General features: G+C 57.6%; 13 protein-coding genes. 5 read left to right on the forward strand and 8 right to left on the reverse strand.

From position 1 onward, the window contains the following. Positions 1-54: 54 nt before the first annotated feature. The 4 genes from AC2FPW_RS21780 to AC2FPW_RS21795 are packed head-to-tail and all read right to left on the reverse strand — an operon-like array spanning position 55 to position 3960. Positions 55-819, reverse strand: a complete 765-nt coding sequence (locus tag AC2FPW_RS21780; protein ID WP_496815360.1) for an SDR family NAD(P)-dependent oxidoreductase — start codon at positions 817-819, stop codon at positions 55-57. Beyond that, a complete protein-coding gene (locus AC2FPW_RS21785; RefSeq protein WP_496815361.1) occupies positions 816-1808 on the reverse strand; it encodes an SDR family oxidoreductase in 993 nt (330 codons plus the stop codon). The genes AC2FPW_RS21780 and AC2FPW_RS21785 overlap by 4 nt, the downstream gene beginning before the upstream one ends. After that, on the reverse strand, positions 1745-2647 hold the full coding sequence (locus AC2FPW_RS21790; RefSeq protein WP_480899430.1) for a bile acid:sodium symporter family protein: 903 nt from the start codon (positions 2645-2647) through the stop codon (positions 1745-1747). Before AC2FPW_RS21790 ends, AC2FPW_RS21785 begins: the two co-directional genes overlap by 64 nt. After that, on the reverse strand, positions 2644-3960 hold the full coding sequence (locus tag AC2FPW_RS21795; RefSeq protein WP_496815363.1) for a flavin-containing monooxygenase: 1317 nt from the start codon (positions 3958-3960) through the stop codon (positions 2644-2646). The genes AC2FPW_RS21790 and AC2FPW_RS21795 overlap by 4 nt, the downstream gene beginning before the upstream one ends. Positions 3961-4025: 65 nt before the next feature. On the opposite strand from AC2FPW_RS21795, the gene AC2FPW_RS21800 reads away from it, so the two are divergent. Next, entirely contained in the window at positions 4026-4688 is a 663-nt protein-coding gene (locus tag AC2FPW_RS21800) for a TetR/AcrR family transcriptional regulator (RefSeq protein WP_496815364.1), read from the forward strand. A gap of 220 nt (positions 4689-4908) precedes the next feature. Here the strand turns inward: AC2FPW_RS21800 and AC2FPW_RS21805 are convergent, their stop codons facing one another. Next, positions 4909-5529 carry a pyridoxamine 5'-phosphate oxidase family protein gene (locus AC2FPW_RS21805; protein WP_496815365.1) on the reverse strand — a complete coding sequence of 207 codons (621 nt, stop codon included), beginning with the start codon at positions 5527-5529 and terminating at the stop codon, positions 4909-4911. An 11-nt stretch (positions 5530-5540) separates the two neighbouring features. Continuing rightward, a complete protein-coding gene (locus tag AC2FPW_RS21810; protein ID WP_209504702.1) occupies positions 5541-6005 on the reverse strand; it encodes a nuclear transport factor 2 family protein in 465 nt (154 codons plus the stop codon). A gap of 303 nt (positions 6006-6308) precedes the next feature. On the opposite strand from AC2FPW_RS21810, the gene AC2FPW_RS21815 reads away from it, so the two are divergent. From AC2FPW_RS21815 to AC2FPW_RS21825, 3 genes are all read left to right on the forward strand, one after another. Next, positions 6309-6872 carry a TetR/AcrR family transcriptional regulator gene (locus AC2FPW_RS21815; RefSeq protein ID WP_496815367.1) on the forward strand — a complete coding sequence of 188 codons (564 nt, stop codon included), beginning with the start codon at positions 6309-6311 and terminating at the stop codon, positions 6870-6872. Positions 6873-7014: 142 nt separating this feature from the next. Then, positions 7015-8172 (forward strand): acyl-CoA dehydrogenase family protein, encoded by a 1158-nt coding sequence (locus AC2FPW_RS21820; protein WP_496815368.1) that lies wholly within the window; start codon positions 7015-7017, stop codon positions 8170-8172. Between the two features lie 176 nt (positions 8173-8348). Then, positions 8349-9620: an NAD(P)/FAD-dependent oxidoreductase gene (locus AC2FPW_RS21825; RefSeq protein ID WP_496815369.1), complete on the forward strand. Its 1272-nt coding sequence runs from the start codon at positions 8349-8351 to the stop codon at positions 9618-9620. A 2-nt stretch (positions 9621-9622) separates the two neighbouring features. On the opposite strand, the gene AC2FPW_RS21830 is transcribed toward AC2FPW_RS21825, so the two are convergent. Beyond that, positions 9623-10324: an SDR family oxidoreductase gene (locus AC2FPW_RS21830; RefSeq protein WP_480482134.1), complete on the reverse strand. Its 702-nt coding sequence runs from the start codon at positions 10322-10324 to the stop codon at positions 9623-9625. Positions 10325-10455: 131 nt separating this feature from the next. Next, on the reverse strand, positions 10456-11358 hold the full coding sequence (locus tag AC2FPW_RS21835; protein WP_496815370.1) for a LysR family transcriptional regulator: 903 nt from the start codon (positions 11356-11358) through the stop codon (positions 10456-10458). Between the two features lie 75 nt (positions 11359-11433). Here AC2FPW_RS21835 and AC2FPW_RS21840 point away from each other — a divergent pair, with 75 nt between their 5' ends. Continuing rightward, positions 11434-14646, forward strand: a complete 3213-nt coding sequence (locus AC2FPW_RS21840; RefSeq protein WP_496815371.1) for a 2Fe-2S iron-sulfur cluster-binding protein — start codon at positions 11434-11436, stop codon at positions 14644-14646. Positions 14647-14742: the final 96 nt, after the last annotated feature.

A 14742-nucleotide genomic window follows, 5' to 3' on the forward strand; every position in this document is an offset into this window, starting at 1 on the left:
CCCTCCAGATGGGGGTTCCAGTGACAGGAAGGTCAAGGGGCTCACGGCAAAATTCTACGATCCCGGCCCGCGCATGTTGTGCTCCATTAAGCGCTGATACAGGCTTGGGGACAGACGGTTGAGCCACCACGATAAGTGTGCAACGCGTCCGACCGGGATCATGGGCTGCGATTTGTCCAGTCCGCGCAGGATTGCCATGGCGGCACTCTCGGGGCTCATTTCGTCCATTCCGTCCTTGGCCGATCCGGGACGCGCGGTTCCATCGGGTTGCTCCATTGCGTTGCCGGGGTTGGTGGCCACAAAAGACGGCGCTGCAATCTGAACCTGAACGCCATGTGGCTTTTCTTCGGATCGAAGCGATTTGAAAAAACCCTCAAGCGCGTGTTTTGAGGCTGCATAAGCCGTGCGATGGCAGAGCGGAGCGAAACCAGCCACCGACGAGATCGCCAGATGTGTTCCCTTTGACGCGCGGAGAGGCTGCAAAAATACGCGAGCCATCTCAACGGCTGCAAAATAGTTGATATCAAACAGTGCACGGTGACTGGCCGTGTCGGACTGGTCAAACCCCCGAATTTGCGTAACCCCGGCGTTGTAGATGACCAGATCAATGCTGTCGCTTGACGTGATCGCCCTTTGAGCTGCGTTGGCAAGCTGTTCGGGGTCAGTCAGATCACAGGCAATTGGCAGTTGGTTCGGTTCTGTTTGCAGACCGGACACATCAAGATCCAACAGCACCACCCGCCACCCACGGGCTTGCAGTGCACGGCTTAGAGCCTGTCCCAAACCGCCCGCACCGCCAGAGATGACCGCGGTTTTCATAACCCGGCCTGCCGTTGCCACAGCGCAAAAACCTCGGCGCTGGATTTTTCGGGCGTATAGCCGAATTCAGATTTCAGGGCGGAATTATCCAGAACTGGCCGATATTGAAGGAACCGTACCTGTTCCGGCCCATAGCGAGATAAACCCAGTGGGCGAGCCAAGGCTAGGGCCGCTTTCAGCACCCAGGGGGGGAGGCGCAGAACCGGTTTTCCCATGGCGCGCGCCAAGTCGTTCACACCCATCGTGCCGTCACCGGCGACGTTGTAAATCCCGGCTGGTCCGTCGGTTGCTGCGCGCTGAAGGATGCGTGCCAGGTCCCGGGTCCAGATAAAGACAAACGGGCTTTCGCTGCCGGACACCGCCAGCAACCGGGGCTTTCGAAACAGGGCGGTGATCTGGTTCTCGGTTCCGGCTCCCAGAACTGTACCCACACGCAGAACAACCTGCTCAAGATCGGGGGCGGTGCAGCGGGCTTCGGCCAAAATCTCTTCGACCTGACGCTTGTGATCTGAATAAGGAAACTCGGGGTTGCCGCGCAATGGATCGCCTTCGCGCAACGGCACAGGATTGTCTGCATGATAGCCATAAGCGGCACCGGAAGACGTAACGACCAGTCTGCGCACCCCGTTTGCGATGGCGGCATTCACCACATTTCGCGTGCCTTCGACATCGACAGCATAGGCTGTCGCGCGCCCCATCTTCGGCGGCGGCGTTACGACAGAAGCCAAATGCACAATCACATCCGGATTCACCTTGGCAATCACACGTGCAGGAGCGTCGGTTGTAACATCCATGGACAAAAATGAGGCGTCTTCCGGCAGGTTAACCGGGCGTTTCAGATCGGTTGCAAAGACCTCGTGCCCAACAAATTCGGGCAACAGCGCTTGCCCGACCATCCCGGCAGCGCCGGTAATCAGGATGCGGGTCATCGCGCGGCCTCGGTTCGTGCCATGACCGAAGCCAAAGCCAGGCCCGAGATAGCGTGCCATACTCCCCAGAATGCAGCGACCACGGCCATGCCGCCAAGACCGTTGAAGAATGCAAAGATCAGGACGAGCCCAAGCCCGGAGTTCTGAATGCCGGTCTCAATGGTGATGGCGCGGCGATCGAAGGGGGACAGCCCGGTCAGAGTGGCCACAACCCAACCGCCCCCCAGCGCCAGGGCATTGTGAAGGATTACAAGCCCGGCAACAGCCCCGGCAAACCCAAGGAAAAACCCCCAGTTGGCAGCCAGAGCAAGTACGATAAACCCAGCAAAGATACCCATCGACAGAAGTTGCAGCGGTGCGCGCAACCGTGCCGTCAAGGCGGGGAGGCGTTGATTCAGCGTAATTCCCAGAACCAGCGGCAGGATCAGCATCAGACCGACCAGGATTGCGATCTGCATTGGGTCGATCTGGGTCTGTTGCAGGATTGCGCGGGTCGGTGGGTAAAGCCCACCCCAAAGCGCAATATTGAAAGGTGTCATGAAGATCGCACAGATGGTGGCGAAGGCTGTCATCGACACCGAAAGCGCTGCATTCCCGCCCGCGCGGTGGGTGATGAAGTTCGAGATATTGCCCCCTGGGCAGGCCGCGACAAGGATCAAGCCAAGCGCAATTGACGGTTGCGGTGTGGTAATCCACACCATCACAAAGGTCAGCGCAGGCAGGACGACGAGTTGTGAAAACAATCCGACAACCACTGGTTTGGGTGCGCGCCTTAAACGGTCAAAATCCCGAGGCGTAAGGTCGATGGCAATCGAGAACATCACGATCGCCAGAATAGCATTCAACAGCGTCAGAGACGCCGGACTGAAATTCAGTGTGATCTGGTCAATACCACTCATGCGGCGGCCTTCCGCAGCCGGTCGATCCAGCCGGTGACAGCCTTTCTGTAGGTATTCTTGTCCACGTAATAGGCCATGCGGGGCAGATCGATATAGTTCATGCCTCCGGTGGCGCGGGCATAGTCTTTTTGCTTTTCTGCGTGCAGATCGGCTGCCACGGGGCAGCCGTGTCGAAGCCCCTTGATGTAGCGCGCCACCATCTCGGCCTGCTCGTGCCTGCCCTGCCAGCCCAGGCCCGTGGCTTCGACCATGCCCAGCACGAACAGATCGTCCCGTTCGGGATGTATCGTGTTCAGATACAGATGCGGGGCGTCGCCCTGCCAGTTCAGCAGGCCCTTGTCGATGAACGGGTAATGCAGTTTGTATCCGGTCGCGGCGAGGATCATGTCATAGTCGTCGCAGGAGCCGTCCTTGAAGTGCACGGTGAGGCCCTCCAGCCGGGCAATATCCGGGCGGATGCTCAGATCGCCATGGCCTGCGTGATACAGAACCAGCGAATTCACCACAGGGTGGCTTTCGTACAGCTTGTAATCCGGTTTGGGAAAGCCGTATTTCTGTGGATCGCCGACAAACCAGCCAAGGATCAGGCTGTCGACCTTACGCTTCAGCCACATCGGCAGACGGATCTTTCCACCTATTGTGTCAGCGGGTTTGCCAAAGACGTATTTCGGGACGAAATAATACCCGCGCCGCATCGACAGATCGCAGCGTTTCGCGTGGTGGATGGCGTCGACGGCGATGTCACAGCCGGAGTTGCCTGCGCCCACGACCAGCACACGCTTGCCGTCGAATTGGCTTGGGTACCGATATTGCGAGGCATGGATCAACTCGCCGTCAAATGTACCCGGAAAGCTGGGTATATTAGGTTCCGACAGGGTACCGTTCGCAATGAGTACGCCGGCGAATTCGGCCTGATGGGTGCCATCCTGATCCCGCCAGCACACGCGCCAACCGTCACCCGGATTGCCCAGCGGAGCGACCTGAGTGACTTCTGCATTGAATCTGTAACCCTCTCGCAACCTGAAACGGTCCGCAAATGCGCGGAAATAGTCGCACATCGCCCGGTGCGAGGGGTACTCGGCAACCGCGTCATCCATGGGGAAATCCGCAAATTCGGTCATACGCTTGGATGAGATCAGGTGCGCCGACTCGTACATGGTTGATCGTGGGGCATCGATATCCCACAGACCGCCCACATCCGAATGCAACTCAAACCCCTGAAATGCGATCCCCTGTTCTTTCAGCACCTTGGCCGCGGCCAAACCCATTGGCCCCGCCCCAATCAGGGCGAATGTGTCGCGCGTTTCTGTCATGAACCCTCCCAAAGTTCGCGAGGTTTAAATTGAACGAACGACCAAAATAAGGCAAGGTGAATTTTATGACGCTGAAAAACGCAGAAAAGCCAAGACAAAGGGCACCGTCCAAGCGATCTTTGGAAACCAAAGCGCGGATCATGGACGCGGCCGAAACAGTCTTTGCCGAACGCGGATTCGAAGGCGCGTCGATCCGCGATATCGCTGCGCTTGCAGGCGTTCAGGTTGGCCTTGTTCATCACCATGGCGGCGGCAAGGAGGAGCTGTTTTTTCGAGCGATCGAACGCCGTGCGGGCAAGCTGGCACAAATCAGAACCGATGCGCTGGCCAAGGCAAGAAAAGCAGGTACGCTAACATTGCGCAGCATTCTGGACAGTTTTATCCGGCCTTATGTGGAACTGACAGAAACAGGCGGTTCGGGATGGATGGCGTATGGGCGCCTTGTGGCGCATGTCTCGGTCGATCCCCGATGGCGCGATATAGCGGCTGAGTGTTTCGACCCGACCGCCCGGCTTTTTATCGACGAAATCGCTGCGCTTTATCCGGATGTTGACCCTGCGCTGCTGGCCAGCGGCCAGGTTTATTCCGTGTCGGCAACGCTGGCGCATCTCAACAGTGGCTGGCGGGTCGGGGCTTTGTCGCAAGGCGGCGGAGAGTCAGAGGTGGAACGCCTGATCGATTTTTGTGCAGCCGGTATCGAAGCGATGGTTCAGACCAGTCGCGGTTGAACGCGCAGCATTGCTATTGCTGCAAATGGTTGAACAGGATGGTGCTGAACACAGAAGGTGGTGACGTCCGGACGGCGCTAGGCGAAGCAAAAAAACCAAACATCATGATCATAAGAATCAGGGCTGCTCCGGCAAGGCACGCCGCAGAAAGCTGAAAGACCGAACGAACCATTGGCTTATTCCCTGTAAATACTCAACAAAGTTTGCGGTGTCTTGCGCGTCACGAGAGCTTTGACAGCTCTTGTTTCAGCCTTTCATTTTCGGCCTGCAACTGCGCCATTTGCTGGCCCAGACAGTTAAGATGCGGGCGCAGTTCGGCTTCGGTGAAACGCGGCGTGATGTGGCGCGGGCAGTTCCAGTCAAGCGCCTCAACTCGAATGATCGCGGCCCGCTCTGCGGGGGCTTCGGCCCCTTCCGGATACAAGCTGGCTGCCGCTGCTTGACCTTCCGTGAATCCGACACGCCCCAGGATCTTCAAACGGTGTTGGTTTGCATAATCCATCAGGATCATCGCGACCCGATCGTTGCCATCCAGATTCCCACGCGAGATATACTGTTTGTTGCCCGAAAAATCGGCATATCCGATGGTTTGCGGCCCCAGCACCTTAAGAAACCCGACTGGCCCGCCGCGATACTGCACATAAGGCCAGCCTGTTTCAGACACCGAGGATTGATAAAACCCGTCGCGCGCCTGAATGAACTGTTTTTCGGGTTCGCCGATCAGATGGCCCTGTTGCGGGCCACCTTCAATGAATTTGGCATAGGTTTTTGCCGATCCCATCCGCTCCTGATGGGCGCGGACGGTTGGGGTGAAGGTCAGTTCTGAAAACGCACGCGGCACAGTATGTCCTTTCAAAGACCCAGATCAGACAACTCGGGATGGTCATCTGGGCGTTCACCCAATGGCCAATGAAACAAGCGGTCGCTTTCGGCTATGGGGTGATCATTCAGCGAGGCATGCCGATGCGACATGCGTCCGTCTTCGGCAAATTCCCAATTCTCGTTGCCATATGACCGGAACCACTGACCGCTATCGTCGTGCCACTCGTAAGCGTAACGCACTGCGATGCGATTACCGGTAAAGGCCCAGAGTTCCTTGATCAGCCGATAGTCCAGCTCCTTGTGCCATTTACGGCTTAGGAAGGCGTGAATTTCGTCATGCCCTGACAGAAATTCCGCCCGGTTTCGCCACTGACTGTCATCTGTGTATGCGGGGGTGACGCGGTCGGGATCGCGGCTGTTCCAGGCATTCTCTGCCATGCGCACTTTTTGCGTGGCAGTTTCCAACGTGAACGGGGGAAGAGGGGGTCGAGACATGGTGCAGGGGGCTTTCAGGTCAGAGAAGCGGCAAGAATGGCCAGTGTCAGAAGAAATGGAACGTACTGAGGGGGGAATATGCTGGCGCGACGTTTCATCGGTCAAATCCTCTGGTGTACTGATCGGTAAACTTAGCAATAAGGTGTACCGATCTGTTAACTTTTGCAAGAGGAAAAGCTGAAAATTTTCCTCGCAGTTTAAGGTGAGCCATGAATTATAATGAAAACAATGCTTTGGGTGGGGCCGGTTGTACTTCATGTTCCGGGGCAATATGTACAGAACGGTACACCATGGAGCCGAATCATGCGTCCAAACAAACGGGATGAACTTGTCCGCAAAGCCCTGAAGGTTTTTTACCGCGACGGGTTTCACGCGACCGGCATGGATAAGCTGGTGGCGGAAACGGGCGTTTCGAAAACGTCGATGTACAAACATTTCCGTACTAAAGAAGACCTGATTGTAGCCGCTCTGCGTCTGCGGGATGAGAATTTTCGGGAGTGGTTCTTTCAGCGCATTGACGAGATGTCGGATACACCGGCCGAGCAACTCATCGTCAGTTTTGATGCCTTGAAGGAATGGTTCGAGGAAGATGGGTTCCGGGGCTGCATGTTCATCAAGGCCGGGGCAGAATATCAGGAAACAGACCATCCGATCCATGTGCAGGCAGCCGAACATAAACAGCTGTTGCTGGAGCATTTCACGTCCGTCGCCGAACAGGCAGGTGCGCGTGATCCTCAGAAACTCGCCAGCCAGATCGTGTTGTTGCAGGAAGGGGCAATCGTGTCTGCGGTTTTGCTCAAGAATTGTGATCCCGCGGAAGACGCCAGAGATGCGGCACAGCATTTGCTGGCATTGGCGCTGAGTTAATTTCCTTTTAAACAAGCAGGTTCTTAAAGTTACCTAGCAAAGAAACGTTGCGTTGTTCGAAGTCGGAACGCCACGTCACGTGGATTGGCGGGAATCGGGCTGAACGCTAGGCTTTCGCGAAAGACAGATTGGAGAGCCTTTGATGTCACTTTTCACTTCGACCGCGGCATGGATCACTGACGAACACCGCATGTTTGCGGATATGGCTGGCCGATTCATGGATGATGAACTGTCACCGAATATCGAAGCCTGGATTGAAAACGGGGCCGTTGATCGCGACTTCTGGCGCAAGGCTGGTGAAACTGGCCTGATGGCTGGTGCAATCCCCGAAGAATATGGCGGCGTCGGCGGCGGTATGGGCTTTGACGCCATCACCGCGTACGAACAGGGTGCACGGGGCGACGCTGGCTGGGGCTATGGTATTCAGTCGATCGTGACCCACTATCTTACCGCCTATGGCAGCGAAGATCAGAAACGGAAATGGCTGCCCAAACTGGCTTCGGGTGAGATGGTCGGCGCGCTTGCCATGACGGAACCCAGCACCGGCTCGGATGTTCAGGCTGTGCGCACAACGGCTGAGAAGGACGGAAACTCCTACCGGCTGAATGGCTCGAAAATCTTCATCACGAATGGCCAGACGGCGGATCTGATCATCGTGGCCGCCAAGACTGACAAGTCCGAGGGCGCGCGGGGTGTGTCATTGATCGTGGTCGAAACCGAAGGGGCCGAGGGGTTTCGCAGGGGGCGCAACCTCAAGAAACTGGGGATGAAGGGCAACGACACGGCCGAGCTGTTCTTCGAAGATGTCAAAGTGCCGATGACAAACCTGTTGGGCCCCGAGGAAGGGCAGGGGTTTTACCAGCTGATGAAGCAACTGCCGTGGGAACGGCTGAACATCGCGATCATGGCGCTGGGTTCGATCGATTTTGCCATTGCCGAAACGGTAAAGTACGTGCAGGAGCGCAAAGCGTTCGGTCAGCGGGTGATGGATTTCCAGAACACACGTTTCAAGCTTGCGGAATGCAAGACCAAGGCCGAGGTTCTGCGCAGTTTCGTCAATGACTGTATCGGCAAGCTGGAGGCAGGTGAACTGGACGCGGCAACCGCCTCGATGGCCAAGTACTGGGGGTCAGAGGTGCAGAACGAAATCATGCACGAATGTCTGCAACTGTTCGGTGGCTATGGTTTTATGATGGAATATCCAATTGCCCGTCTCTACGCAGACGCGCGCGTGCAGATGATTTACGGTGGCACGAACGAGGTCATGAAAGAGGTGATTGCAAGGTCGCTCGACGTCTGAAGGTATCCGGGCAGCCTCTTGCCAGATGTCATCATTCCTGACGGAATGTTCGCTTCTGTTGGACCTTGCAAGCCCGTGCTTGCGGGGTTTTTTTGTTGCTGACCCGACCGCAGTTGCCCACTTGCAAAGGACGTGCAGCGGTATGATGATCCGCCGAAAAGACTCAGAGGTCTGACGTGAACGATCCCGAACAAGCCCTGTGGCGGACTACATGTACCGAAGTAGTCACAGCTCTCCCGCTGAGAAGTGACACAACCGTTGATCTGGCCATCATAGGTGGCGGATATACCGGGTGTTCAGCTGCCTTGACGGCAGCCCGGTCCGGCGCTTCGGTCTGTTTGCTGGAAGCGCAGAAGATCGGGTTTGGCGGGTCGGGGCGCAATGTCGGTCTGGTCAATGCCGGGCTGTGGCTACCACCGGATGACATCCGCGCGCATATCGGTGCAGAGGCTGGCGATCGCCTGATCGATCTGCTGGGCAAGGCACCGTCGGACGTATTTTCCCTGATTGAAGAACACGGCATCACATGCGAACCCATTCGCAATGGAACCCTGCATTGCGCGCATTCCGCCTCGGGGCTGAAGGACCTGCAAACGCGCCATGCGCAGCTAAGCGGGTCCGGCGCGCCGGTAGCGCTGCTGTCGGTGGATCAGGCCCGTGACCGGACCGGTAGCGATGCTTTCCATGGGGCGTTGTTCGATCCTCGCGCAGGAACCATACAACCCTTGGCTTATGTCATGGGATTGGCGCGTGCCGCGTCCCAGGCCGGGGCGCAGATCCATGAACAAAGCCCGGTACAGACCCTTCGGCACGAAGGTGGGCAATGGGTTTTGACGACACCGGGCGGGAACGTAAGGGCGAGGTCCGTCATTCAGGCAACCAACGCCTATCACCTTGGCTTGCCAGATACTGCGCCTGCCTATGTTCCTGTTTATTACTTTCAATACGCAACAACCCCGCTTTCACATAATCTGCGCGCCAGCATCCTGCCGCAGGCAGAAGGGTGCTGGGATACCGGGCTGATCATGACGTCGTTCCGGCTGGATCAGGCGGGGCGGATGATCATTGGCGGCATGGGCGATCTGGGGAATGCAGGTCGCAGTGTGCATGTCAGCTGGGTTCGACGCAAACTGGCCAACCTTTATCCTCAGCTTGCAGATCAGCCGTTTGAACAGGGTTGGCACGGTCGGATTGCCATGACCTCGGACCATATCCCAAAAATCACGCAGATTGGCCCCAACGCTCTGGCCGCGCACGGATATTCCGGCCGTGGTATCGGCCCCGGCACGGTGTTCGGTCGAATGATGGCCGAAAGTCTTCTTGCAGGTGACCCCTCGCTTTTGCCCGTTCCTGCGGTGCGTGAGCATCGCGAAAGCTGGACGCGCGTGCGCCGCGCCTTTTTTGAATCCGGCGCGGCACTGACACATCTGATAAAGGCGCGGATCTGAACTCAGACCGAGCGGGTGATGCCACCATCAACCCGGATATTCTGCCCGGTGATGTAGCCACCTCCTTCGGATGCCAGCAGGGCCACGACCGAAGCGACCTCGTCATAACTGCGCCCATAGCGCCCCATGGGAATGCGTGCGCGGAATTCTTCTTTTTCGGGCAGACTGTCAATGAAACCGGGCAGGATGTTGTTCATGCGGATGTTTTCGGCAGCGTATTTGTCCGAGAACAGCTTGGTGAAGGCGGCCAGCCCGGCGCGAAACACGCCCGAGGTCGGGAAAACCGGGTCAGGTTCGAACGCGGCGAAGGTTGAGATATTGATGATCGACCCACCGCCCTGCGCTTGCATGATCGGCGTCACAAGCCGCGAGGGGCGGACGGCATTCATAAAATAGACATCCATACCGGTGTGCCAATCTTCGTCCGTCAACTCAAGGATCGGGGCACGGGGGCCGTGACCAGCAGAATTGACCAGAACGTCAATACGCCCCCAATGGGCCATGGCCGCATCAACAAGCTTTTGCAGGTCCTCCGTGGACTGGTTCGAGCCGGTTACACCGACGCCTCCCAACTCATGCGCCAGCGCTTCGCCCTTGCCCGAGGATGACAGAATCCCGACCTTGAAACCGTCTGCGGCTAGCCGCCTCGCGGAATCCGCGCCCATGCCGCTGCCGCCTGCCGTGATAAGTGCTACTTTCTCCATCTGCGATCTCCGTTTTGATTTGGTTTCAGGATGGCGAATGATTTGCGGTTTGACCAATCAGTTTTGTTGAGTACTCGTGACCGTGTCCCGTAGCCGAACCTGGCTTTGGTTATGCGCAGCTGACGGCTGTCTCAAGTCTGAAGGGACGCTGCGATGGCTTCTATCCGGTCGCGTAACCAGCGGTGAGCGGGGTCATTGGCCGATCTTTGATGCCAGACCATGTAGATGGACACAGGGGGACAGGCGAAGGGTAAAGGTGCGCAATCCAGCGCGGCCAACGGACCCTGTTTCATCAGTGCCGTATCTGTCGAGATCAGGTCGCTGCCCTGCACAAAGGCCGGGATCGCGTTGAAATGCGGCAGGGTTACAACCGCAGGATTGATCTGGCTTTGATCAACGCCGCGCATGACGACACGGGCGTTTCGGCCATCGGCAAATCGCACCTCGACATGGTCGCTGTGGCAATAGTCTTCCCAACTGTCCGGGGGCGTGCGTTGCGTGGCGTCGTAGAACACCATCAGCGGGCTTTCGATCAGTCTTTTCTGGAAAATATCCGGTCCGTCGGGCGGCAGCGGGGTCAGCATCAACTGGCACCGGTCGCTGCGCAACAATTCGGGGTCGGGCACACCCGATGGGATGAATTCCAACCGCAGGCGCGCGCCTTCGGCGCGTGTGTCACGCAGCAACCGTGGAAAGATCAGCTCTCGTGGCATGTCATTGGTGGCGATGCGGATGTTGATCTGTTCCGACAATGGATCGAACGGCCGGCCGTCGGTCAGCGCGCGCATCCCGTCCAGTACCTTTTGCGCAGGCTCTTTCAGGGACAGGGCCCGTTCGGTTGGTGTCAGACCCTGACCTGAGCGAACAAACAGCGGGTCGCCCAGGACCTGCCGCAGTTTGGCCAGAGTATGACTGATCGCAGATTGCGTAACCCCCAGCCGATCTGCGGCTTTCGAGACCGAGTTTTCTTCGAGTATCGTCAAAAAAGTGCGTAGAACCTTGCCGTCGAGGTCAATGAAATCGAATTTGCTCATACCACTTATGATTAATCATGAATGGTTTTGCTGTCCATGGCGAGGTACGGGACGGGCATCAACAGGAGATATTCGATGGGGATCCGTTTATTCTCGGACAGAAACCGGCCCGTTCATATGGGCGGCTACCCGCTGGAGCGTTTGGCCCGGCAAGATGACATGCCGGATCTGTCGCTTGTGCCCGCTTTGGCCGAGCTGAGTTTCCAACGACCGGAACACACTGACAGCATCGTCAATGCGATGGGTGAGTTTCAGGCGATGATGGACGCTATCCGCGACGGAATGGTGAACCCGGTTGCGTCCGAGATTCCATCTAACCCGCAGGAACGGGCCAACCACATAAAAGCGTTCGGCTACTTCAACGATGCGTCGATGATGGGGTGCGGTCCACTGCCATCTGACGCCCTGTTGCTTGAGGCCCGCCGCAATCCCGATATTGACCGGCTTGCCCACGCGTTGCGCACCCGTCAGACCAAAACGCTGGCATCCGGGATCGACGTCATCATGGCTGATCTGAAAGACAGTATGGAGGCCGCGCCCAAGCCGATCGACAGCCATCGGCACAGCATTGTCTTTCTTTATGAACACAACCGCGATCCCGACCCGTCCGAACCCGGTGCGGACTGGATAGTCGACGCGCAGGACCATCGCGCCTGTCTGCTGGCGACCGAGAATGCGGTGGTCATCGCCAATTACATCCGCCTTTTGGGCTTTGACGCGCGGGCGCACAGCATGATGTCGACCGACGTTGATTTGGGCAAGCTGGCGGTCACCGCCGGGTTGGCTTCGGTCGAGGATGGAGAGGTTGTCGTGCCCTGGCTGGGCCAGCGCTTTGGTTTGGCCGCTGTGACGACTGACATGCCGATCGCCCATGACAAACCGCTGAAGCCTATGGCCGATCAGCCCTGGTTCCGGACGCAGGGGCCGGCATGGTGGTTGGGCACGGGCTTTGCCAAGAACGCCTTCAACCGTGACCCATATGCCAAACGGCGCTATGTGGACGGGGCGCATCCGTTTGAGAAACTCAAACGGGTCGAGACACCAACGACCTTTATTGACGAAGAGAATGTCGCTCGTGTGCCCAAGCGAGCAGATATGTTTGCCCGGGCGCAGTTCGGAGATATGGGCAAGTCGCTACAGGATGCGGCCAAAGGCGGGTATTACGTCCGCAAGGCAGCACCGAGTTTTGCCCAACGCCGTGCTTTGGGTGCGTTTGTACTGTTGCAGGACGGTGAAAGCGCTGACGCGCCCAAGCCGTCTGACGCACAACGCAACGCAGCAAACATCAAGGCTGCGACCTATTTTCTGGGGGTCGATGCGGTGGGTCTCAGCCGCTGCCCGGAATGGGCCTGGTATTCCCATGACGCAACGGGCGAAGAAATCGTGCCGCCCCATGATCAGGCCGTCAGCATGATCATCGATCAGGGTTATGAAACGATGGAGGGTGCCAGCGGCGACGACTGGATCAGCGTCGCCCAATCGATGCGCGCCTATCTGCGATTTTCGCTGCTGGGTGGCGTGATTGCACAGCAAATCCGCAATCTGGGCTTCAAAGCCAAGGCGCATACGGTGATGGATGGCGAAGTTCTGCAACCTCCGCTTTTGTTGCTGTCCGGTCTGGGCGAAGTCAGCCGGATCGGCGAAGTGATCCTGAACCCCTATCTTGGGCCGCGACTGAAATCAGGCGTGGTGACCACGGATATGCCGATCGCGCATGACATGCCCATTGATTTCGGTCTGCAAAGCTTTTGCGAATCTTGCAACAAATGCGCGCGCGAATGCCCATCGGGCGCGATCACGGCTGGGCCAAAGCTGATGTTCAACGGCTATGAAATCTGGAAATCCGACAGCCAGAAATGCGCGACCTACCGCGTGACCACTCCGGGAGGCGCGATGTGCGGGCGGTGCATGAAGACCTGCCCCTGGAACCTTGAGGGTATCTTCAAGGAGCGCCCGTTCCGCTGGGCCGCGATGAACATCCCCTCGGCGGCGCCTGCATTGGCCAAGCTGGATGACGCGGTTGGCAATGGCGGTTTGAACGACACCAAGAAATGGTGGTGGGATATCGAGTTGCAGCCCGACGGGGCGTATCGGCCAACAACACACCCTTTGAACCGGCGCGATCTGCAAAAGGATCTGGACCTTAGATACGAGGATCAGACATTGGCGGTCTACCCGGCCTATCTGGCCCCGCACCCCTGGCCCTATCCGTTTGCAATGGATCGCGAGGCAGGAATTGCCGCCTATGAGGCCTTGGTGACAGCCGAAGAGTACAAGGCGCGTAAAGCTGCGGGGGATATGTCGATCATTCATCGTTATCAGGTCGCAGGTGACGCGCCGGTGATGCGGGTCGCTGTGACCAAGGTCGACAAGATGACCTCGGATGTAACCAAGTATGAGTTTTCCTCCCTTGACGGTGCGCCGCTTCCTGAATGGTCCGCAGGTGCGCATCTGGATGTGCTTGTCGCGCCAGAGTTCCTGCGCCAATACTCCATGTCTGGCGACCCGTCGGAACGCGGGTCTTATCAGATCGGTGTTCTGCGCGAGGATGAAGGGCGGGGTGGCTCGGCCTTGCTGCACCGAATTTTCAACGAAGGGCGCAAGGTTTTCATCTCGAAACCGATCAACCATTTCGAACTGAACGAAGGGGCGTCCAAAACCTTTTTGATGGGGGGTGGTATCGGTATAACCCCGATGATCGCATTTGCTCATCGCCTGCATTCATTGGGCATGGATTTCGAGTTGCACTACTCGGCCAGCACGCGGGGTGGGGCGGGGTATCTGGATGATCTGGCGGGGATGCCCTGGGCGAACCGCGTCCACTACCATTTCTCGGATGAAGGCACGCGCGCTGATCTGGATGCGATCCTGTCGGGGTATCAGCAGGGATGGCACGTCTATACATGCGGGCCTGATCGGTACATGGAAGGGGTCATGCAGGCCGCGGAACATCAGGGTTTCCCCGAAGAGGCCCGACATCTTGAGTATTTCTCGGTCCCGGAAACCCCGGACTACGAAAATCATCCATTTACCCTGAAACTCGCGCGTTCAGGTGAAACGTTGCCTGTGCCCGCAGACAAGGATGCCGCTCAGGTTCTGAACGAGGCGGGTTTTCGCGTGGATGTGAAATGCGCCGATGGTATCTGTGGTGTGTGCAAATGCGGTGTCCTTTCGGGCGAGGTCGAGCATCGGGATTTCGTACTGTCCAAAAAGCAGCGCCAAGGGGCGATGATTCTGTGCCAAAGCCGCGCTGCGGAGCCGGATGGTGTGATCGAGCTCGATCTGTAAGCATGGTCAGAAAGCGACCTTTGGACGGTTAAATTTGGTCGCTCGGCCCATGGACGTCAGGTGGGTGGTGAATTAACGTCGCCCCGAACCCAGATA

It is taken from the genome of Ruegeria sp. SATB027 (assembly GCF_059613825.1).

Coding starts and splice junctions, on each gene's coding strand:
- AC2FPW_RS21815 (WP_496815367.1), top strand. CDS start 6,309: ATGCGTCCAAACAAACGGGATGAACTTGTCCGCAAAGCCCTGAAGGTT.
- AC2FPW_RS21800 (WP_496815364.1), top strand. CDS start 4,026: ATGACGCTGAAAAACGCAGAAAAGCCAAGACAAAGGGCACCGTCCAAG.
- AC2FPW_RS21820 (WP_496815368.1), top strand. CDS start 7,015: ATGTCACTTTTCACTTCGACCGCGGCATGGATCACTGACGAACACCGC.
- AC2FPW_RS21840 (WP_496815371.1), top strand. CDS start 11,434: ATGGGGATCCGTTTATTCTCGGACAGAAACCGGCCCGTTCATATGGGC.
- AC2FPW_RS21810 (WP_209504702.1), bottom strand. CDS start 6,005: ATGTCTCGACCCCCTCTTCCCCCGTTCACGTTGGAAACTGCCACGCAA.
- AC2FPW_RS21785 (WP_496815361.1), bottom strand. CDS start 1,808: ATGGCACGCTATCTCGGGCCTGGCTTTGGCTTCGGTCATGGCACGAAC.
- AC2FPW_RS21780 (WP_496815360.1), bottom strand. CDS start 819: ATGAAAACCGCGGTCATCTCTGGCGGTGCGGGCGGTTTGGGACAGGCT.
- AC2FPW_RS21790 (WP_480899430.1), bottom strand. CDS start 2,647: ATGAGTGGTATTGACCAGATCACACTGAATTTCAGTCCGGCGTCTCTG.
- AC2FPW_RS21830 (WP_480482134.1), bottom strand. CDS start 10,324: ATGGAGAAAGTAGCACTTATCACGGCAGGCGGCAGCGGCATGGGCGCG.
- AC2FPW_RS21835 (WP_496815370.1), bottom strand. CDS start 11,358: ATGAGCAAATTCGATTTCATTGACCTCGACGGCAAGGTTCTACGCACT.
- AC2FPW_RS21795 (WP_496815363.1), bottom strand. CDS start 3,960: ATGACAGAAACGCGCGACACATTCGCCCTGATTGGGGCGGGGCCAATG.